Genomic DNA, 20,300 nt, shown 5'->3' with positions numbered 1-20,300 from the left:
TGGGGATACGGTACGCGCCGCTTGACGAAAGGGGTCGGAGGCCTGGAGGCCGTCCCGAACCGCGAGCCCGGCGCCGCTGGACGGCGGCGGGTACCCGTCCCGGGACGGCCCTTCCTTGTGCCCGCCGCGTGCCGCGGCGGCACGCCCGGGACCGCGGGTCACCGGCCCAGGATACCGGCCCATATGCTGGGAGGGAACCACTCAGGGGGATGACGTCACGGGGGGATGCGCGTGTCCGTCTTCGAGGCCATGGCAGCCGGCGGCCACCGGCAACTGGTCTTCTGTTACGACCCGGCGGCTGGGCTGCGGGCGATCATGGCCGTCCACGATACCACGCTGGGCCCCGGCCTCGGCGGCTGCCGCATGTGGCCCTATGCCGGCGAGGAGGAGGCGATGGAGGACGCCCTGCGCCTGAGCCAGGGGATGACCGCCAAATCCGCCCTGGCCGGGGTGAACTACGGCGGTGCCAAGGTGGTGATCTGGGGCGACCCGGGACGGGACAAGAGCGAGGCCCTGTTCCGGGCGCTGGGCCGGTTCGTCCAGACCCTGGGCGGGCTGGTGATCACCGGCACCGACGCCGGCACGAACCCCGAGGATTTCGTCGCCGCCCGCTGGGAAACCCCGTACTTGGTCGGCCTGCCGCCTGCCTACGGAGGAAGCGGGGACAGCTCGGAGACCACCGCCTACGGGGTGTTCGTGGGCATCCAGGCCTGCCTGGAAGAGGTGTACGGTGACGGCGACCTGCGGGGGCGCCGCGTCGCGGTCCAGGGCTGCGGCAAGGTCGGCGGCAAGCTGGTGCGCCGGCTGGCGGAGGCGGGGGCGGAGGTCACCGTCACCGACGTCGATGGGGACCGGGCCCGGGCGGTGGCCCGCCGGCATGGTGCCCGGGTGGTGGAACCCGGCGCCATCTACGACGTGCCTTGCGACGTCTTCGCGCCGTGCGCCCTGGGCGGGGTGATCAACGACCAGACCATCCCCCGCCTCCGCTGCCGGGTGGTGGCGGGTGCGGCCAACAACCAGCTGGCCGAGCCGCGCCATGCGGCGGCCCTGCAGGACCGGCAGATCCTCTACGCGCCGGATTACGTGATCAACGCGGGCGGCCTGATCCAGGTGGCCGACGAGCTGGAGGGGCACGACCGGGACCGGGTCATGCGCAAGACCGCAGCCATCGGCCCCATGCTGCGGGCGATCTTCCGGATCGCCCGGGAACGTTCCATCACCACCCTGGAGGCCGCGGAATGGATGGTCCGGCGGCGGCTGGCGGGGGCCGCTGCCCTGCGCACGTTCTACCGGCCGGGGGACGGCCCGGAGCCCGGCGGCCCGCCCCCGGCGGGCGGGCAGGCGCCCCGCTGAGTCCGGCCGGAAAGGAGCGAGAGCCTTGGTGTTCGACAAGCTGGAGACCATGGGCCACGAGCAGGTGGTGTTCTGTTACGACCGGGCCACGGGGCTCAAGGCGATCATCGCCATCCACGACACCACCCTGGGCCCCGCCCTGGGCGGGTGCCGCATGTGGCCCTACGCCAGCGAGGAGGAGGCCATCGTCGACGCCCTTCGCCTGGCCCGCGGCATGACCTACAAGAACGCGGCCATGGGGCTCAACTTCGGGGGCGGCAAGAGCGTCATCATAGGCGATCCCCGGCGGGACAAGTCGGAAATGCTGTTCCGCGCCTTCGGCCAGTTCGTCGATTCCCTGGGCGGCCGGTACATCACCGCGGAAGACGTGGGCACGGGCACCGACGACATGGCCTACGTGGCCATGGAGACGCGCCACGTGGTCGGCCTGCCCGGCCGCTCGGGCGACCCCTCGCCGGCCACCGCCTACGGGGTCTTCCGGGGCATGAAGGCCTGCCTGGTAGAAGCCTTCGGCGACGAATCCTTCCAGGGCCGGGTGGTGGCCATCCAGGGCATGGGCCACGTGGGCTACCACCTGGCACGGCTTCTCCATGAGGCCGGCGCCCGGCTGGTGGTCACGGACATCGACCCCCAGCGGGCCCAGCAGGCAGCCCGGGACTTCGGCGCCGAGGTGGTGGAACCCGACGCCATCTACGGCGTGGAGTGCGACGTCTTCGCACCCTGTGCCCTGGGGGCGATTCTCAACGACCAGACCATCCCGCGCTTGCGCTGCCGGATCGTGGCCGGTTCGGCCAACAACCAGCTGGCCGAACCCCGCCACGGGGAAGAACTGGCCCGGCGAGGCATCCTCTACGCGCCCGATTACGTGATCAACGGCGGCGGCGTGATCCACGTGGCCGACGAGTACACCCCCGGCGGCTACGACCGGGACCGGGCCTACGCCCGGGTGGCGACCATCTACGACAAGGTGAAGGCGATCCTCACCATGGCCCGGGAGCAGGGCATCACCACGGCGGAAGCCGCCGACCGGCTGGCGGAGCAGCGCATCCACGCCATCGCCCGGCTGCGCCGGCTGCACATGCCCGGCCGCGGGCCGCGCTGAGCCGGGTACCGGCCGCCGTGACGGGGCCGGCTGCCCGGGAGGCACCGGGCAGGCCCCGGCCTGCGAATCCGAAGGGGCCGGCGCCGGCGGGAGGAACGCGGCACCGCACCGGCGAAAGCGACGGGGACCCAGGGGGGAGACGTGGGGATGGCAGCAGAGCCACCATCGCGCGGCGGGACCCGGGCGGCCGGCGGCCGGCCCGGGCCGGCGAGCCGGGTTGGGCGGGGGCCGGCGATCCGCCCGGCGGTCCGCCGCTCGGACATCGAAGACCTGCTCTCGCGCTTGCCGGGCGTCCTGGCGGTCCGCCTTTCGGTGAACGATTGGGGCGCCATCCAGACCGTCCACGTGCTGGCCACGGTGGACCGGGGTGCCAAGCAAATCGTTCGCGACATCGAAAGCGCCCTGCAGGCCCGGTTCGGACTGCGGCTCGACCACAAGAAGGTCAGCGTGGCCCAGGTGCGTGGCCTGGGGCCGCTGCGGGAGCCCGTCCGGCCCGAGCTGGCCGGGTTCGTCACCCAGTCCGATGCGGTCACGGGCAAGACCCGCATCGAGGTCACCTTCCGCGATCCCCGGGATGAAACGGCCCGCTGGGACGGCACCGCCACGGGCGGGTCGCGGCGCAAGCAGCAGGCCCACACCGCGCTGCTGGCGGTCCTGGACGCCCTGCGGCCGCTGCTGCTGGCCCCCGAGCGGGACCTGGAACTGGTGGACTGCGAGCTGGTGACCCTGGCCGGCCAGGAACTGCTGGTGGGCCTGTACGGCCTGCCCAATGCCCGGACGGGTGAGGCGACCTACCTGGCGGGGGCGGCGCCTCTGGCGGGGGGTGTGGTGGAGGCCGCGGCGCGGGTCTTCCTTGAGGTGTACGAGCAGTTGCTGGAGATGCGGGACCGGCGGGTGCGCCAGTCGCCGGTCTACCGCCTGCTGGAGCTGGGGCGCCAGATGCGGGCCCAGATGGAGGCGGAAAGGGCGGCGGCGCGGGCGGCCGCCGCTTCGGAGTCCCCGCCCGGCGGCGAGGAGGCGGCCTCCGGCGGGTACCACCCTGAACAGGGAGCGCCGGAGCCGGGCCCTTCCCCGGCCCCGGCGGCCGGAGAAGGGGCAGGGGACGACGAACCCCTGAACCTGGAGGCCACGGCCGAGGCAGCGGTAACGGCCGACGTGGACGACGGCGACCCCGAGCTGCATCTGGACCAGGGCGGGGAGGAAGGGGAGGAGCGCTAGCCCGGTGGCGGCCGCGGGCGGGGAGGTAAGGAGCGGCGGCCATGCTGCACACCCTCTGGGGTACGGTGGAACGGGTGCTGGCCAGCACTCCCAGGCGCCAGGAGCTTCTGGTGCGGGCCGGCGAGGAATGGCGGCGGGCCATCGCCTTCCCCGACCTGGTCGGAAAGGCCGGGCCCGGCGACCGGGTCTGGCTTAACACCACCGCGGTGGACCTGGGGCTGGGCACGGGCGGGTACGACCTGGTCATCGCCATTCCCGGGCGGCGCCCTCCGCCCGGCACGGGCGAGGCCATGAAGCTGCGGTACACGCCGCTGCAGGTGCGGGTGGAGGCCGCGGAAGAGCGGCTGGGCCCCCTGCCCAACAGCCTGGCCGGCTTGCCTGTGGTGGCCGTGGAGTTGCACAGCCAGCTGCCGGCCGTGCTGGCCGGCTGGCGATGGGCGGGCGGACGGGGCGGCGCGGTCTACGTCATGACCGACGCCGGCGCCCTGCCGGCGCCCTTCAGCCGGCTCCTGGAGGATCTTCGCGAGCGGCGGTGGCTGGCGCGGGTGATCACCGCCGGGCAGGCCTTCGGCGGAGACGACGAGGCCGTTCACCTGGCCTCCGCCTTGCTGGTCGCCAGGGTACGCGGCGCCGACTTGGTGGTGGCCGGGATGGGACCAGGCATCCTGGGGACGGGAGAAACCCTGGGCCACTCGGGCCTGGATCAGGCCTGGGTCCTGGGTCTGGCCGCCGCCCTGGGGGGCCGGCCGGTTCTGGTCCCGCGGCTCAGCGTGGCCGACCGCCGGCCGCGGCACAGGGGCCTGAGCCACCACACGGCGGGCGTCCTCGGGGTCCTGGCAGCCCCGGCCTGGCTCGCCCTCCCGCGCCCCCTGCCACGGGAGGCCGCCCGCCGACTGGGACAGCTGGCAGCCGGAGCTGCCGTGACGCCGGTGGAGGTCTTCACCGCCCCGGCCGCCACCTGGTGGCGGGCCCAGGGCGCCGTCGTCACCAGCATGGGCCGGGGTCCCGACCAGGACCCCGCCTTCTTCCATGCCGGGCTGGCGGCCGGGATCCTGGCGGCCTGGCTGGCGCGGCACCAGGAGCCCGGTCGTACCGTCCCGGTCCACCGGCCGGGAAAGGAGGCGGCCTGTGGAGACACCCCTCGAGACGGAAACCGTGTGGAACGGCAGGATCTTTGAGGTACGGCGCAGCCGGGTCCGCCTGGAAGGCGGCCAGGAGGCCCTGCGGGACTGGATCGACCATCCGGGCAGCGTGGTGGTGGCGGCCGTGACGGAGCGCCGGGAGGTCCTCCTGGTGCGGCAGTACCGCCTGCCGGCCGGGCAGGAACTCTGGGAGCTGCCGGCCGGCCGCCGGGAACCAGGGGAAGACCCCCTGGCGGGAGCCCGGCGGGAGCTGGAAGAGGAGACGGGCCTCCGCGCCCGGACCTGGCGCCTGCTGGCCCGGTTCTACGCCTCGCCGGGGTACACCAGCGAGTACAAGTGGCTGTTTCTCGCCCAGGACCTGGAGCCGGGCCACCGCCACCCCGATCCCGACGAGGAGATTGCCGTCCGGGCGGTACCTCTGGCCGAAGCCCTCGCCATGGCAGAGCGCGGGGAGATCGCCGATGCCAAGACCCTGATCGGCCTCCTGCTCCTGGAGCGGGGCGGCCTTCTGGCCGAATCCGCCCCGCAGCGGCCGTGAGGGCCGCAATGAGCGGCAGCGGCCGTTACGGCACGGGACGGCCCGGCGGATGCTGGCCAGGTCCTGGGGCCGGAGAGGCTGCGGGCCGGGTCTGGCCCCCCGCCCCCGCCGGCCGGGCCCTCCCGCCTCCCAGACCGGGTCACATGGACAGGACGCCCGGCGCATAGGGTGATAGGGACCGGCCGGGGACTTCCGGCTGCGGGAGGGCGGCATCCCATGCTGCAGTACCTGCCCCGAGCTCTGGCCCTCACCCTGCGGCAGCACCAGGCGGCACTGGTCCTGGCGGCGCTGATCCTGGTGGTGGGCATCGTCACCGGTGCCCTGCACGTGGCCCAGCTGGACCCGGGGCAGCAGGCCCAGGTAGGCCAGTACCTGGACTACCTGCTGGCGACGGCGGCCGCAGGCTCCGCGGACGCGGGCTCCGGTGCCGGCGCCGCCCCCGACCCCGCAGGGCCGGGAGGGGGCAGCCCGACCGCCGGGGCCTGGCCGGGTTCCTCCCTGCCGTGGCAGGCGGCGGGCAGCAACCTGCGCCAGGTGGTCCTGGCCTGGGGGGCGGGCTGCCTGGTGCTGGGCCTGCCCGTGACCCTGGGCATGCTCTTCCTGCACGGGTACAGCCTGGGCTTTGCCGTCGGGGCCCTGGCCGCCCACTGGCAATGGCGGGGCCTAGTCATCGCCCTGGCCGGCATCTTCCCACCCAACCTGTTGCAGGTCCCTGCTCTCCTGGTGGTGGCTGCCGCCGCCACCCGCCTGGCGGCGCAGGTGGCCGCCAGCCGCTGGCGCCGGGCCCTGCCGGCCCTGGATTCCCCCTGGTCGCCCTATGTGGCCCTTGGCCTAGTGGCGGTCGTACTGGCCACCGGCTCCGGGCTCGTGGAAGCTTACCTGGCCCCCCGCCTGCTGGCCCTGGCCCAGCGCCTGGCCTTCTGACCCCGCCGCCTGGCCCCGCGACCCGCCGAAGCGGCCCGCAGGCCGGCCTCGCTGCCCTCCGGCGCCCCGCGGCCACCCGCCGTCACAGGCTCCTGCCCGGCGGGCGGGTCAGGGACAGGACGCCGGCTGCACCCCTGCACGGTCCGGCCGGGCAGGCGGCCACCCCTTTACCGCCCGGTATCGCCCGGGTGGACCTCACCCCGCCGCAGGCGGGCCGGGTCAGCCTGCCGGCCTTTACCTTGCCGGCAGCACCTGGCTGTGCTACCATCGCGTCGCAGTCAGGCCGTGGACGGGCCTGACCGCCCGGCCGCGGGATCACCGGAGCCGGGGGCAGGGTCCCGGGGCAGGGTCCTGGCCGGGTCCGGCGGCTTCCCTGCCGGGTGGGCCGGGTTCGTCCGCAGGTCAAAGGCGGGTTCCTGCCGCCGCCCGGACAGGGGCGCGGCGGGCCGGAAACCCGGTCCAGCGGGAGGCGCAGCAGCATGCCCGTCGTGATTGGCGTACCGCGGGAAATCAAGAGCAACGAGAACCGGGTGGCCCTGACGCCGGCCGGCGTCCACGCCCTGGTCCGGGAGGGCCACACCGTCTGGGTGGAACGGGGTGCGGGCGAGGGCAGCGGCTTCTCCGACGACGACTACGCCCGCGCCGGAGCCCGGCTGGCCCCCGATCCCGAAGCGGTTTGGGAGAATGCAAGCCTGATCCTCAAGGTCAAGGAGCCCCTGCCCGAGGAATACCGGTTCTTCCGGCCCGGACTGACCCTCTTCACCTACCTGCACCTGGCGGCGGACGAGCCCCTGACCCGGGCCCTGCTGGACCGCGGCGTGACGGCCATTGCGTACGAGACGGTACAGCGGCCCGACGGCTCTTTGCCGCTCCTGACCCCCATGAGCGAGGTGGCCGGCCGCATGGCGCCGCAGGTGGGGGCCCACTTCCTCGAGAAGGTGCACGGCGGCCGGGGCGTGTTGCTGGGCGGGGTGCCCGGCGTGCCGCCGGCCGACGTGGTGATCATCGGCGGCGGCACCGTGGGGCGCAACGCCGCCCGCATCGCCCTGGGGCTGGGTGCCCGGGTCACCGTGCTGGACGTCAGGGCCGAGGTGCTGCGCTGGTTTGACGACATCTACGGCGGCCGCATCACCACGCTGATGTCCAACGAGTACAACGTGGCCCAGGCCGTGCGGCGGGCCGACCTGCTGATCGGGGCCGTGCTGATCCCGGGGGCCCGGGCACCGCGGCTGGTTTCGGATGAAATGGTCCGGTCCATGAAGCCGGGGTCGGTGATCATCGACGTGGCCGTCGACCAGGGCGGTTCCATCGCCACCATCGACCGGGTCACCACCCATGACAACCCCACGTACGAAAAGTACGGGGTCGTCCACTACGCCGTGGCCAACATGCCCGGGGCGGTCCCCCGGACGTCCACTCTGGCCCTGACCAACGTCACCCTGCCTTACATCCTGGATCTGGCCCGGCTCGGGGTGGAGGAGGCCGTCCGCCGGGATCCTGCCCTGGCCCGCGGGGTGAACACCTACCGGGGGTACCTGACCTACCGGGCGGTGGCGGAGGCCCACCAGCTGCCCTATACCCCCCTGGCCGAAGCCGGACTGGAACCTGCAGCCGGCACCGCGGGGACGCGGTGAGCCGGCCCCCGGTGCCTTGGGGTGGCGCAGCCCGCACCGGGACCTGTCGGGAGGCCGCTGGCATGCCGGCACAGGAGGACAACGCTGCAACCCGGGCCTGGCAGCAAGCGACGGCCGACTACCTGGAGATCCTGCGGGTCGAACGCGGCCTGGCCGCCCACACCCTGGCAGCCTACCGCCGGGACCTGGCCGACTTCGCCGCCTTTGCCATCGCCCGGCAGGTGAAGCCTGCGGGTGTCACCCGCCCGCTGATCCTGGCCTACCTGCACCAGCTGCAGCGGGCCGGGCGGTCCCGGGCCACGGCGGCCCGCCGGCTGGCGGCCCTGCGCGGCTTCTTCCGGTACCTGGCCGGCGAGGGGAAGGTGGAGCCCGACCCCGCCGAGGGCATGGCCACGCCCCGCGGCGGCCGGCCCCTGCCCCGGGTCCTGGCGGTGGACGAGGTGGAACGGGTGCTGGAACTGCCGCACCCCGCCTCGCCGGCGGGCTTGCGGGACCGGGCGGTGCTCGAGCTGCTCTATGCCACCGGCCTGCGGGTTTCGGAACTGGTCGGCCTCGATCTGGACGACCTGCTTCTGGATCATGGCCTCCTGCGCTGCCGGGGGAAGGGGGGCAAGGAGCGGGTGGTTCCCGTGGCCGCACCGGCGGTGGAGGCCACCCGGCAGTACCTGGAACGCGGGCGGCCCGCCCTGGCCCGCCGGCCGGGCCAGCGGGCGCTGTTCCTCAACCAGCGCGGCGGGCGCCTCAGCCGGCAGTGGGTCTGGCACCTCTTGCGCCGGGCGGCCCGGCGGGCGGGCGTGCCCCGGGCCGTAAGCCCCCACACCCTGCGCCACTCCTTCGCGACCCATCTGCTGGCGGGCGGTGCCGACCTGCGGGCCGTGCAGGAACTTCTGGGCCACGCGGACATCTCCACCACCCAGATCTACACCCATCTGACGCGGCACCACCTGCTGGAAGCCTATCTCCGGGCCCACCCCCGGATGGCGCCGGGCGACGGCCGTCCCGGGTCCGGAGCAGGGGGAAGCACGTGATGGAGTCCGGACGGTCCGGTCCGGCGGCGGACCTGCGCGGCCTGCCGGCGGTGCACCGCCTGCTGGAGCACCCGGCCGTGCGGGCGGCCGCCGCGGGTCCTGCCGCGGGCTGGGCAACGGGCGTCGTCCGGGAGGTGCTGGAGGACGAGCGCCGGCGCCGCCGGCAGGGAGAGGAACCCCGCACGGTGGACGAGCTGGCGGCCCTTGCCGCCCGGCAGCTGCAAGCCTTGACTCGCCCCTCGCTGCGGCGCGTCATCAACGCCACCGGGGTGGTTCTCCACACCAACCTGGGCAGGGCCCCCCTGGCCCGGGAGGCGGTGGAGGCCGCGGCCGCCGTGGCCGGCGGCTACTCCACCCTGGAATACGATACCGGGTCGGGAGGCCGCGGCTCGCGGCTCGAGCACGTGCGCCACCTGCTGCGGCGGCTGACCGGCGCGGAAGACGCCCTGGTGGTCAACAACAACGCCGCGGCCGTGTTCCTGGTGCTGGCGGCCCTGGCCTCCGGCCGGGAGGTGGTGGTGTCCCGCGGCCAGCTGGTGGAGATCGGCGGTTCCTTCCGCATTCCCGAGATCCTGGCCGCCAGCGGCGCCCGGCTGGTGGAGGTGGGCACCACCAACAAGACCCGCCTGTCCGACTACGAGGCCGCCATCGGTCCCGACACGGCGCTGCTCCTGCGGGTCCACACCAGCAACTACCGCATCATCGGCTTCACCGCCAGCGTCCCCCTGTCCGACCTGGTGGCCCTGGGCCGGCGGCACGCCCTGCCGGTGGTGGACGACCTGGGCAGCGGCCTCCTGCTCCCGCCCGCCGGGCCAGAAGCGGCGGGGCTGGCGAGCGAGCCGGCCGTTCGGGACAGCGTGGCCCAGGGAGCCGATCTGGTGACCTTCAGCGGCGACAAGCTGCTGGGAGGGCCCCAGGCGGGCATCATCGCCGGCCGGGCCGACCTGATCGCCCGCCTGCGCCGGCACCCGCTGATGCGGGCCCTGCGGTGCGACAAGCTGGTGCTGGCCGCCCTCGAAGCCACCCTGCGCCTTTACCTCGACCCGGAAGCAGCCCGCCGCCAGGTGCCGGTGCTGGCCATGCTGTCCCGGTCGCCGGAGGAACTGGCCCGAGCGGCCCGGCGGCTGGCGACCCGCCTGCGCCGCGCCCTGGGCCCCCGGGCCCGGGTCCGGCTGGCCGCCGGCGAGTCCCAGGCCGGTGGGGGGAGCCTGCCTGAGGTCCCCTGGCCCACCACCCTGGTGGGCATCGAAGCGCCCGGTCTTCCCGCAGCCGCCCTGGCGGCGGCGCTGCGCCAGGGGGAGCCGCCGGTGGTTGCGCGGGTCCAGGACCAGGTCCTGTGGTTCGACCCGCGCACCCTGCTCCCCGGGGATGAGCGGGTCCTGGCCGGCGCGGTGGTCGCTGCCCTGGACCGCCTGCGGCCGCGTGCATAAGGGCCCTGCCCCGGGAAAACCTACCTCCGAGCGAAGGCGTGATCCGCGAGGAGGGATGTGGGGTGCCCGAGCCGCGTCGGCGGCCCGGCGGGAGCCCGCCCGTGGGGAAGCGACGGCCAGAAGGGCCTGCAGGGTGGAAGCGCGGCATCGCCGCCCTGGCGGTGACGGCGGTGGTGATAGGCAGCGTGCTGGCCATCGCCCCGGCCGCTCCGGTGGCGGCGGCCCCGGCCCCCGGGCCGGGCGAGCGGCCACCGGCGGGGAATGCCGGGGAGGCAGGAGGTCCCGGCTTCCCGACCCGGTCCGCCGCCCTGCTGGTCATGGACCCCGCCAGCGGCCAGATCCTCTGGGAGAAGAACGGCGACGAGCCCCGCCATCCGGCCAGCATCAGCAAGCTCATGACCCTCCTGCTCACCCTGGAGGCCATCGATGCCGGCCAGATCCGCCTGCAGGACCAGGTGACGGTGAGCCCCCGCGCCCAGGGCACGCCGGGGAGCACGGCGTTTCTGGAGGCCGGCGAGCGGATCACCGTCGAAGACCTGATCAAGGCCGTGGCCGTCGCTTCCGCCAACGACGCTTGCGTGGCCCTGGCGGAGTACATCAGCGGCGACGTGAGCCGGTTCGTCCAGCGGATGAACCAGCGGGCCGCCGAGCTGGGCATGACGCAGACCCGCTTCGTCGACCCCCACGGCCTGACCGACCAGCCGGGCAACCGCATGAGCGCCCGGGACGTGGCCCTCCTGAGCCGCTACCTGATCAACCACCACCCGGAGATCCTGCGCTACACCTCCATCTGGGAGGACTGGCTGCGCAAGGGCACCGATCGCGAGTTCTGGCTGACCAACACCAACAAGCTGGTGGCCTGGTACGAGGGCGTCGACGGCCTGAAGACCGGCCTGACCGAGGAATCGGGGCCGTCGGTGGTGGTCACGGCCCGCAAGGGCGACGATCGCTTCATCGTGGTGGTGCTGGGGGCGCCGGACAGCAACACCCGCTGGCGCGAGGCCAGCCGCCTGCTGGACTGGGCCTTCGCCTCCTTCGACTCCGTTCCCGTCGCCCAGCCCGGCCAGGCCCTGCGGGCGGTACGGGTGGCCGAAGGCCGCCGGTTGCAGGTGCCCGTGACGGTGGAAGAGGTCTTTGGTGTGACGGTCCCCCGGGGTGAGGGGGGCCGGGTCCGCTGGGACCTGGAGGTAACGGAGCCCGTCCCGGCCCCGGTGGCACCCGGGCAGCGCGTCGGGCGCATCGTCGCCCGGGACGGCCAGCGGGAGCTGGCCTCGGCCCCCGTGGTGGCCGCCCAGGCGGTGGAACGGGCCGGCCCGCCCACCTTGCTGGCCCGCCTCTTCGGCTGGACCTGGCCGATGCGCTAGCCAGCTTAGCCCACCGGGGGCCGCCCGCCCCTGCCCAAGCATCATCTCCGCGCCCAAGAGCCAGCTTCCACGGATCGCCGCCTGGTGGCAGGGATGCCCCACCCGGCGGCGAACTCTTCGCCGGGGAAAACGGGGAGAGAGGGCGATAGGAGGCGTTGGCGTTGCAGGTCCAGCTGGACTGGACGGGACGCACCCTCGTCGCCCGGCTGGCGGGAGACTTCGACGAGCACGGGGCCGAGGTCTTCCGCCTGGAGATCGAGCGCGCCGTCCGCCGGCGCGCCTACGACCATCTGGTGGTGAACCTCCAGAAGGTCCACTTCATCGACAGCTCCGGCCTGGGCGCCCTGCTGGGCCGGTACCGGCGGGCCCGGGAAGACGGCGCCCGGGTCAGCATGGTCAGCGCACCGCCCCACGTGAGGGCGGTACTTCAGATGGCGGGGATCCTGCAGTGGATTCCCCTCTACGACGACGAGCCCACCGCGCTGGGTGCGGGCCGGGGGGTGGTTCAGGGATGAGCCGCCGTGCCGAGCCCGTGCATGCCCTGCCTCGTGCTGCCGCACCCCAGCCTGGGAAGGAGGGCCGGGCCATGTCCCGCCGCGCCGCCGCACCTCGCTGGCTGGAGCTGCGCCTGTCCAGCCAGGCGGAAAACGTGGGGGTGGCGCGGGTGGCCGTGGCCGCCTTCGCCGCCCAGCTGCCCTTCACCTTGAGCGAGCTGGAAGAGATCAAGGTGGCCGTCTCCGAGGCGGTGACCAATGCCGTCGTCCACGGTTACGGCCACGACCATGGCGTGGTGACCGTCCGCGCCGGGCACGACGGCCGCCGCCTCTGGGTCGAGGTGGCCGACAGCGGCCGCGGCATTGCGGACATCGAGCAGGCGCGCCAGCCCGCGTTCTCCACCGACCCCGAGCGCATGGGCATGGGCTTCGCGTTCATGGAGGCCTTCATGGACCAGGTGGACGTGGAGTCGGTGCCCGGCGCCGGAACCACGGTCCGCATGTACAAGCGGCCCCGGCCCCAGGAGGGCAGCGGGACGCCCGACGAGCCGGCCCGCCCGGGCGTTGCCGGGCCTGCCCCCGCTGCCCTCCAGTCCACCGGAGCACCGCCGTCCCAGGCGGAAGCGGCCGCAGGCCGGGTCGAGGAACCCGGCCCTGCAGGCCCCGTTGCCGGCCGCTAGGGGGCGGGGGCCGTGGAAGATCGGTTATGGGAGCGGGCGCGCCAGGGCGACGGGCAGGCCCGGGAGCGCCTGGTGGCCCTGCACATGCCCCTGGTACGCCATGTGGCGCGCCGTTTCGCCGGCTTCGGCCACGACCTGGACGACCTGATCCAGGCCGGGACCATCGGCCTGTTGCAGGCCATCGACGGCTTTGACCCGTCCCGCGGTTACCAGTTCTCCACCTACGCGGTGCCCGTCATCCTGGGCGAGATCCGCCGCTGGCTGCGGGCCAGCAACCCGGCGGGGTTGAGTCGCGCCATGCGCGCGCGGGTCGCCGAGATCCGCAGGGTGGCGGACGCCATGGAGCAGGAACTGGGTCGGCGGCCGCCGGCGGCCGCCGTCGCCCAGCGGTTGGGATGCGATGTGGCCGACGTGACCTTCGCCCTGGAAGCGGCCCAGAGCCCCGTGTCCCTGGACGAGCCCCTGTCCGCCGAACCCGACGCCGCCTCCCGCGGCGACCGGCTGCCGGCGCCGGGAGATCCGGACTGGAGCGACACCGTCGCCGTACGGGCCGCCCTGGCCCAGTTGCCTCCGCGGCTGCGCACCATCATCGCCCTGCGCTTCTTCCGCGACCTGACCCAGGCGGAGGTCGCTGCGGCGGTGGGTCTTTCCCAGCCCCAAGTGTCGCGGCTGGAGAAGATGGCCCTGGCCCAGTTGCGCAGCCTGCTGGCGGGCGAGGGGGTGGCCGCGGCCGCCACGGGTGAAGCCGTGCGGGGCGGGCCTTGCTGACGCCCGGACCCGCAGGTCCCGGTGGGCCGTGGCGGCTGGCGCCAGGCCCTCCGGGGGAAGCGAGGACCGCGCCACCATCGGGACGGGCGCAGGACCGCGTCGGTATCGTGCCGAAGGCCGGGCGCAGGACCACGCCAGCAGCGTGACGGTGCACCGGCGCGCGGGAGCTACGGGCCTTGACGCGCAGGCAGGCAGGGGGCCTCCCTCGAGGCCCCCTGCTATTTGGGCGCCGGGTGCTGCAAGGCGGCATGCCCTGCGGCGCCGGCCCGGCGGGCGCGGCATAGGGCTTCGGGAGGCCGGGAAGGCTAGCACCGGAACGGTCCAAGGCCCACACCGGCCGGGCCGCGCCGGTCGGCCGGGTTCGTCCGGCTCGCGGCGCTTCCCGGCGACCCAAGTGGAGGAGGGTGCGCCGTGCCTGAAGTGGTGAAGGTCATCGAGCTGGTCGGCGAATCGACCAAGGACTGGACCGATGCCGTCAGCAACGCGGTGGCGGAAGCCTGCAAGACCATCGACAACGTCTCCGGCGTGGAGGTTGCCAACCTGACGGCGAACGTGGACAACGGCCGGATCGTCGAGTGGAAGGCCAACGTCAAGGTAGCCTTCAAGGTCGACAACAGCCGGCGCGGCGTCTGAGGGCGCCGCGCCGGTCGTCGCGGGGAACGTCCATGGCAAGGGCAAGCAAGGAGCAGACCCAGGCGTACCAGAAGGCGGTCCAGCGCATCCTGCCCCCCAAGCCCATCGCCCGCAACGCGTTGATGGCCTTTCTCGTCGGCGGCAGCATCTGCACGGCCGGGCAGGTGGTCCTCAACCTGCTGAAGAACGCCGGCCTGCCGGCAACCGACGCCGCTTCCTGGACCGGGGCGGCATTCATCCTGATCGGGCTTTTCCTGACGGGGCTGGGGGTGTACGACGACCTGGGCAGGGTGGGTGGCATGGGGGCCTTCCTGCCCATCACGGGCTTTGCGAACTCCATCGGCTCGGCGGCCATGGAGTTCAAGCGCGAGGGCTGGGTGCTGGGGCTGGGGGCCCGCATGTTCCAGATCGCCGGCCCGGTCATCGTCTACGGCGTCGCCGCCGCCACGGTGATGGCGGGCTTGCTGACTCTGTTCGGCGGCACCCGGGCCGCCCTGGGCGGGCCCTGACGCGGCGAAGCGGCGTCCGGTACCTTGCGCGTCCGGTACCTGGCGCCCGGCACCCGGTGGGGGCGACGGCAGCCCCGCGGTGATCGGCCAGGCTCCAAGCACCAAAGCATCGGGCAGCCTCCAGGCACCGACGCGACGGGATCGAGCTGGGGTCAGGGGGGATGGGGGTGGCTTCGCTGACGGCTGTTGCGACCTTGCTGGAAAAGGGGCGGAGCGCGCACCTGGGCCAGGTCCGGCGGCAGGGCCAGGGCCGCCGGGTCGGACAGCAGACCCTGGTGTTCCACAACCGCCCGCGCATCGCCGCCGCTGCTGCCGTGGCCGGGCCCAAGGAAGCGGAAGGCCCCCTGGGCGCGTACTGGGACCGCACCTATCCCGACCGGCTGCTGGGGCAGCGCTCCTGGGAGCGGGCGGAGCGGCGGATGTCCCTCGACGCGGCGGTGCTGGCCCTGGAAAAGGCCGGGCTGGAGCCGGCGGACATCGATCTCCACCTGGCCGGGGATCTGATGAACCAGCTGACGTGTGCCAGCTTCACGGCAGCCGAGCTGGACATCCCCTATCTGGGCCTGTTTGCCGCCTGCGCCACCTGGGCCGCCGCCCTGGGCCTGGGGGCCCTGCTGACCGACGCGGGGTATGCCGCCCGGGTCCTCTGCACCACCTCCAGTCACCACGACACGGCGGAACGCCAGTACCGGTTCCCCACGGAGCTGGGCAACCAGCGACCGGCCACGGCCCAGTGGACGGCCACGGGGGCGGCAGCGGCCGTGCTGGTGGGGGAGGCCCGCCCCCTGCCGGAGGGATGGACCGGCGGGCAGAATCCTCCGGAAGCACGAGGTACGTCACGCCCTGACGCCGGCCCCGCAACCGGCGGTACAGGGGACCCCGCCCCACGGCACCGGGGCGGGGCGGGTTCACAGGAGGACCGGCCGGCCGGAGGCGCGGCGGCAAGGGCCGCGGGCGAGGACCGGCCCGGCGGCGGCCTGCCCGTGGTGATCACCCACGCCACCTTTGGCCGGGTCATCGACATGGGGCTCACGGACCCCTTCGACATGGGCTCGGCCATGGCGCCGGCGGCGGCCGACACCATCCGCCAGCACCTGCAGGACACGGGCCGGCGTCCCGGCGATTACGACCTGATCGTGACGGGCGATTTGGCGCGCTACGGCCACCGGCTGCTGGTGGAACTGCTGCGCGAGCAGGGGTACGACGCCGAAGGGGTGCTGGCCGACTGCGGCCTGATGCTCTACGACGCCTCCCAGGGGGTTTACGCCGGCGGCAGCGGCACCGCCTGTTCGGGCATGGTCAGTGCCGGCTACCTTTTGCGGCGCATGGAGCAGGGCGATCTTGGCCGGATCCTCCTGGTCTGCACCGGCTGCCTGCACAGCACCACCACCTACAAGCAGGGCGACAGCCTGCCCACGGTGGCCCACGCCGTGGCCCTGGAGGTGGACCGCGTCCAGCCGGGCAGCAGCACCCCGCAGGACGGCACCCGCGGCGGGACAGGCGGGGGAACAGGCGGCGGGAGGGACGGGCGATGAGCTACTTCTGGGCCTTCGTGGTGGGCGGGGCCCTTTGCACCCTGGCCCAACTGGTCCTGGACCTGACCCCGCCCCGCTTCACCCAGGGGCATGTGATGGTCCTCTTCGTGGTGCTAGGCGCCATCGCCGGCGGCTTGGGCCTGTACCGGCCCCTGGTCGAGCTGGCTGGAGCCGGCGCCACCATCCCTCTGCCGGGCTTCGGCTTTGCCCTGGTGGAGGGTGCCCTGAAGGGCGCGGGGCAGGGGCTGGCCGGGATCCTGGCCGGCGGCCTGGCGGCGACGGCCCTGGGCCTGACGGTGGCGGTGCTGGGCGGCCTGCTCACGGCCCTGCTGTTCAATCCCAAGGGTTGATCGACCAAGGGGGTGTGCGCCCGGTGGGAGGGGCTTGGCGCCTGCCGGAAGGCGAGGCCCGGCGCCCGGCGGCGAGCGCCCTTCAGGGCGCCCTTTGAGACCATCGTGCCGCCGGGATCGAGAGGCCCCAGGCCGCCGGGACACCCGCGCCAGGTCGCCGCACGGGGGCGGCATCACCACCGGCCGGCGCGGAAGGGAGGGCGGTGCCATGACGCAGCGGGCGGGTTCGCCCGGACGGGGTGCCGGCCAGATGGCGGCGTCCATCACCCGGGCCGTCCACCACCAGGAGCAGAAGCACCGCATCCGGCGAGAGCTGGAAGCCAACCTGGAGTACATCCGCCGGACCCTGGGAGCGGGCGAGACCTTTGACGTCTTGATCAAGCCCTCCCGTTTCGCAGGGCGCGACGCCGTGCTGGTGGGCATCGACGGCCTGGTCAAGACCGACGTGCTGCTGCGCATCATGCAGGCCCTGGCCGTCTTCGAGCCCGACGAACCGGCCCAGGAGGACGAGCGCCTCTGGTTCACCCAGGTCTTCGTGGAAGGCATCGGCTTCATCGAGGTCGACCCGGCGGAAACCCTGGACGACGTGATCGACAAGGTGCTGATGGGGCCCGTGGCCCTGCTGGTGGACGGCCTGGACCACGCCTTCATCATCGACGTCCGGACCTACCCCGGACGGGGGATCGCCGAGCCGGCCCTGGAGAAAGTGCTGCGCGGGCCCCATGACGGGTTCACCGAGACCCTGGTCCACAACACCGCCCTGATTCGCCGGCGCCTGCGGGACCCCCAGTTCCGGGCGGAGGTCCTGCGCATCGGGCGGCGCTCCAAAACCGACGTGGCCATGGTCTATCTGAAGGACGTAGCCAATCCGGAGCTGGTGAAGCTGGTTCGGGAGCGCCTTAAGGCCATCGAGACGGACGCCATCCCCATGGCCGAGTCGGCGGTGGTGGAGCACCTGATGGGACCGCGCCGGTGGTGGAACCCCTTCCCCCTGGTGCGGTTCACCGAGCGGCCCGATGTGGCCGCGGTCCACCTGATCGAGGGCCACGTTCTCATTCTGGTGGACACGAGCCCCTCGGCCATCATCCTGCCGACCACCCTGTTCCACCACCTGCAGCATGCCGAGGAGTTCCACGAGAACGCCACCACCGGCACATGGGCCCGGCTGATCCGGTACGCGGGGGTGCTCCTCTCGTGGCTGGGGCCGCCCCTCTGGGTGGCCCTGGTGCTGGACAAGGGCCAGCTGCAGGGCCTGCCCGACCAGCTGGTCTCCATCCTGGGTCCTCGTAAACCGGCCGGTATTGGGCTGGAGTGGCAATTCATCCTGGGCGAGGTGGGCATCGAGCTGATCCGGCTGGCGCTGATCCATACCCCGGAGGCCTTGTCCACGTCCCTGGGCATCATCGGCGCCGTCCTCATCGGCCAGCTGGCGGTGGAGGTCGGCATGTTCACCAACGAGGCCATCCTGTACATCGCCCTGGCGGCCCTGGGGACCTTCGCGACACCCAGCGTGGAGCTGGCCCAGGCCTTCCGGCTGCTGCGGGTAGCCCTCCTGGTCCTGGCCGGCGCCCTGGGGATCCCGGGCTTCCTGATCGGCGTGCTGCTGTCCCTGGTGCTGCTGCTCGGCACCCGTTCCTTCGGGGTGCCCTACCTGTGGCCGCTGGTTCCCTTCGACGGCCGGGTCCTGGCCCGCATGCTGCTGAGACAGCCCATGACGGTCCGGGTGGCCCGGGACCGAACCTTCCCTCGACCTGCCGGGGAGGGGGAAGAAGCCGGCGGGCCGCAGCCGGCCTGAACGGGTGGCCGCCGGTGCGACGGGGATGCTGCCGCCCGGACCACCCGCCCACCAACTCCTGCGCCGCTGCGGCCGCCTTGGGGCCGGCCTCCCCCGGGGCCGCCGGCCTCCCGGGGCGCTTCAGCCCCAGGGCCCGCCGGTCCACCCAGAAACAAGCCCCTGCGCCACCTCCACGCCAGCCAGACAACCTGGGGCGGCGGCCCCGCCCCTCAGGCCGTCACTCGCCGGTGCCGGAGCGGCCGCCGCAGGTTGTCCCGGCCGGGGCGGCCGCCGGTTCGGGTCCCGCGCCGCAGGCGGCTCGCCGTGAGGGGGCGCCCGCTCCTGCGGATGGGCCGGCCGATCCGGACACCGTGTCGCAACACCGCGACCAGCAACGCTTCCAGGACCACCGATGCAATCCGGCACCAGCAGTCGCCGCCGGTTCCGGTCTGGGCCTGGAGCACCGGTCCACCTCCCCTGCCGCCTGGATGGGACCGCCGCCCAAAGGCGTTCCCTTCCGGCCCGGTGGGACGCATCGGTCCCCGGCCTCCCCCTGCCCTGCCGCCAGGGGAGGGGTCCCGGCATGTCCATGGTGAGCCGCAGAACGAGGAACACGCCGTGCCCGCCACGCACCGGCGTGAGCTTGGGCCGGACGGTGTGGGCCGGTCGGCAGGGGGGCAGGGGAAGCGGGACCCGGGGACAGGGCGGCCAACCCCCTCGCCGGGCGCTCCCCTTCGGGGGACCGCGCCTCCCACCCGCTCCCACCCTGGCGGCCATGCTACGGGCCCGGCCGGCGTTGACGGCCTTCCTGCGGGCGGGGCTGCTGGTGCGGAGGCGGTTCCACCCCGCCGTCCTTGACCCGGCGGGCACCCCTTGGCTAGACTCGAGCCAGATTGCCGGGCTGGCATGCCGGATCTGGCAGATTCCGGTGGACACCCGACCAGCCGGGGAGGGCGGTAGCCGGCGTCCCGGGGCCTTGCCCCTGCAGGGCAGCGGGCGCCGCCTCGAACCGGCGGCGCCGGCCCGCTGCAGGGAGCGTTGCCCGTGCCGGGGCTCTTCGACCCGATTGGAATGCTGGTGGCGGCGCCGGGGCTCTTGCTGGCGCTGGTCCTGCACGAATACGCCCATGCCCGGGTGGCCCACCAGCTGGGCGATCCCACGCCGCGGGCCATGGGCCGCCTGACCCTGGATCCTCTGGCCCACCTGGACCCGGTGGGCACCCTGTTGCTGGTGGTCTTCGGCTTCGGGTGGGCGCGACCGGTCCCCGTCAACCCGTGGCACTTCCGCAACCCGCTGGCCGGCATGGCCCTGGTGGCGGCCGCGGGCCCGCTGACCAACCTGGCCCTGGCCTACCTCACCCTGGTGGCCTGGTATCTCTGGCAGCCTGCGGGACTGGTGGGGGAGGCCGTGACCCACATCGCGGTGATCAACGTCTACCTGGCGGTGTTCAACCTGATCCCCATCCCGCCGCTGGACGGGTCCCGGGTCCTGCGGGCCGTGCTCGGCCGCGGCGGGCACTGGCTGGACACCCTGGAGTCCTACGGGTGGCTGCTGGTGATCCTGCTGGTGGCCACCGGCGTGCTGGGCGCCGTGCTCCACCCGGCCGCCACCGTGGTGCTGGCGGGGCTATCCCAGGCCGCCGGCGCCATCACAGGGGCCCGCTGAGGTGCCTGGAGCCGGCCGCCCCCCAGGTCCAGCCCCGGACCGGAAGGGACCGGGCCGGGCGCGGTCCGCGGGCAGGACGTCCCGCGGGTGAGCGGAACCGCGGGCGGGTGGTAGATTCCCTTGCCCGGCCGCTGGACGATCCCGCGGCCGGGCGCCTCT

At 73.8% G+C, this 20,300-nt stretch carries 20 protein-coding genes; 19 read left to right on the top strand and 1 reads right to left on the bottom strand.

The window, feature by feature from the left end:
- The first annotated feature begins 231 nt into the window (after nt 1-231).
- The 18 genes from DYI95_RS05745 to DYI95_RS05660 all read left to right on the top strand — a co-directional run bounded on the left by DYI95_RS05745 (nt 232) and on the right by DYI95_RS05660 (nt 18,497).
- Nucleotides 232-1,353: an amino acid dehydrogenase gene (locus DYI95_RS05745; RefSeq protein WP_116901465.1), complete on the top strand. Its 1,122-nt coding sequence runs from the start codon at nt 232-234 to the stop codon at nt 1,351-1,353.
- A gap of 25 nt (nt 1,354-1,378) precedes the next feature.
- Nucleotides 1,379-2,455: a Glu/Leu/Phe/Val dehydrogenase dimerization domain-containing protein gene (locus DYI95_RS05740; protein WP_305849880.1), complete on the top strand. Its 1,077-nt coding sequence runs from the start codon at nt 1,379-1,381 to the stop codon at nt 2,453-2,455.
- Between the two features lie 147 nt (nt 2,456-2,602).
- Nucleotides 2,603-3,673, top strand: a complete 1,071-nt coding sequence (locus DYI95_RS05735; RefSeq protein ID WP_116901385.1) for a hypothetical protein — start codon at nt 2,603-2,605, stop codon at nt 3,671-3,673.
- Between the two features lie 41 nt (nt 3,674-3,714).
- Nucleotides 3,715-4,851 carry a DUF3866 family protein gene (locus DYI95_RS05730; protein WP_116901386.1) on the top strand — a complete coding sequence of 379 codons (1,137 nt, stop codon included), beginning with the start codon at nt 3,715-3,717 and terminating at the stop codon, nt 4,849-4,851.
- Nucleotides 4,802-5,353 (top strand): NUDIX hydrolase, encoded by a 552-nt coding sequence (locus DYI95_RS05725; RefSeq protein ID WP_116901387.1) that lies wholly within the window; start codon nt 4,802-4,804, stop codon nt 5,351-5,353. Before DYI95_RS05730 ends, DYI95_RS05725 begins: the two co-directional genes overlap by 50 nt.
- A gap of 216 nt (nt 5,354-5,569) precedes the next feature.
- Nucleotides 5,570-6,277, top strand: a complete 708-nt coding sequence (locus DYI95_RS05720) for a stage II sporulation protein M (RefSeq protein WP_116901388.1) — start codon at nt 5,570-5,572, stop codon at nt 6,275-6,277.
- A 479-nt stretch (nt 6,278-6,756) separates the two neighbouring features.
- Nucleotides 6,757-7,911, top strand: a complete 1,155-nt coding sequence (gene ald / locus DYI95_RS05715) for an alanine dehydrogenase (protein ID WP_116901389.1) — start codon at nt 6,757-6,759, stop codon at nt 7,909-7,911.
- A 62-nt stretch (nt 7,912-7,973) separates the two neighbouring features.
- Complete coding sequence (gene xerD / locus DYI95_RS05710; RefSeq protein ID WP_116901390.1) at nt 7,974-8,939, top strand: site-specific tyrosine recombinase XerD; 966 nt, start codon at nt 7,974-7,976, stop codon at nt 8,937-8,939.
- The gene (selA, locus tag DYI95_RS05705; protein WP_116901467.1) at nt 8,939-10,369 is read left to right on the top strand and encodes an L-seryl-tRNA(Sec) selenium transferase; all 1,431 of its coding nucleotides are present in this window, start codon (nt 8,939-8,941) and stop codon (nt 10,367-10,369) included. Before xerD ends, selA begins: the two co-directional genes overlap by 1 nt.
- Before the next feature lie 62 nt (nt 10,370-10,431).
- Nucleotides 10,432-11,733, top strand: a complete 1,302-nt coding sequence (locus DYI95_RS05700; protein ID WP_116901391.1) for a D-alanyl-D-alanine carboxypeptidase family protein — start codon at nt 10,432-10,434, stop codon at nt 11,731-11,733.
- 161 nt (nt 11,734-11,894) lie between these two features.
- Nucleotides 11,895-12,248 carry an anti-sigma factor antagonist gene (locus DYI95_RS05695; RefSeq protein WP_006904805.1) on the top strand — a complete coding sequence of 118 codons (354 nt, stop codon included), beginning with the start codon at nt 11,895-11,897 and terminating at the stop codon, nt 12,246-12,248.
- Nucleotides 12,249-12,319: 71 nt separating this feature from the next.
- The gene (gene spoIIAB / locus DYI95_RS05690) at nt 12,320-12,907 is read left to right on the top strand and encodes an anti-sigma F factor (RefSeq protein WP_116901392.1); all 588 of its coding nucleotides are present in this window, start codon (nt 12,320-12,322) and stop codon (nt 12,905-12,907) included.
- A 12-nt stretch (nt 12,908-12,919) separates the two neighbouring features.
- The gene (locus DYI95_RS05685; RefSeq protein ID WP_116901393.1) at nt 12,920-13,675 is read left to right on the top strand and encodes a sigma-70 family RNA polymerase sigma factor; all 756 of its coding nucleotides are present in this window, start codon (nt 12,920-12,922) and stop codon (nt 13,673-13,675) included.
- 411 nt (nt 13,676-14,086) lie between these two features.
- Entirely contained in the window at nt 14,087-14,308 is a 222-nt protein-coding gene (locus DYI95_RS05680) for a dodecin family protein (RefSeq protein WP_116901394.1), read from the top strand.
- A 32-nt stretch (nt 14,309-14,340) separates the two neighbouring features.
- On the top strand, nt 14,341-14,817 hold the full coding sequence (locus DYI95_RS05675; protein ID WP_116901395.1) for a SpoVA/SpoVAEb family sporulation membrane protein: 477 nt from the start codon (nt 14,341-14,343) through the stop codon (nt 14,815-14,817).
- 167 nt (nt 14,818-14,984) lie between these two features.
- A complete protein-coding gene (locus DYI95_RS05670; RefSeq protein WP_116901396.1) occupies nt 14,985-16,352 on the top strand; it encodes a stage V sporulation protein AD in 1,368 nt (455 codons plus the stop codon).
- Complete coding sequence (locus DYI95_RS05665; protein ID WP_006904811.1) at nt 16,349-16,702, top strand: SpoVA/SpoVAEb family sporulation membrane protein; 354 nt, start codon at nt 16,349-16,351, stop codon at nt 16,700-16,702. The genes DYI95_RS05670 and DYI95_RS05665 overlap by 4 nt, the downstream gene beginning before the upstream one ends.
- Before the next feature lie 208 nt (nt 16,703-16,910).
- Nucleotides 16,911-18,497, top strand: a complete 1,587-nt coding sequence (locus DYI95_RS05660; protein WP_116901397.1) for a spore germination protein — start codon at nt 16,911-16,913, stop codon at nt 18,495-18,497.
- A gap of 209 nt (nt 18,498-18,706) precedes the next feature.
- Here DYI95_RS05660 and DYI95_RS05655 read toward each other — a convergent pair whose 3' ends face one another.
- Nucleotides 18,707-18,940 carry a hypothetical protein gene (locus DYI95_RS05655; RefSeq protein ID WP_116901398.1) on the bottom strand — a complete coding sequence of 78 codons (234 nt, stop codon included), beginning with the start codon at nt 18,938-18,940 and terminating at the stop codon, nt 18,707-18,709.
- A gap of 580 nt (nt 18,941-19,520) precedes the next feature.
- Here DYI95_RS05655 and DYI95_RS05650 point away from each other — a divergent pair.
- Nucleotides 19,521-20,141: a site-2 protease family protein gene (locus DYI95_RS05650; protein ID WP_116901399.1), complete on the top strand. Its 621-nt coding sequence runs from the start codon at nt 19,521-19,523 to the stop codon at nt 20,139-20,141.
- The last annotated feature ends 159 nt before the right edge of the window (nt 20,142-20,300 follow it).

The organism is Thermaerobacter sp. PB12/4term, from assembly GCF_003403315.2.
Taxonomy (GTDB): Bacteria; Bacillota; Sulfobacillia; order Thermaerobacterales; family Thermaerobacteraceae; genus Thermaerobacter.
Note: the sequence above shows the minus strand (reverse complement) of the source record. Positions and strands in the feature narration are given on the sequence as shown.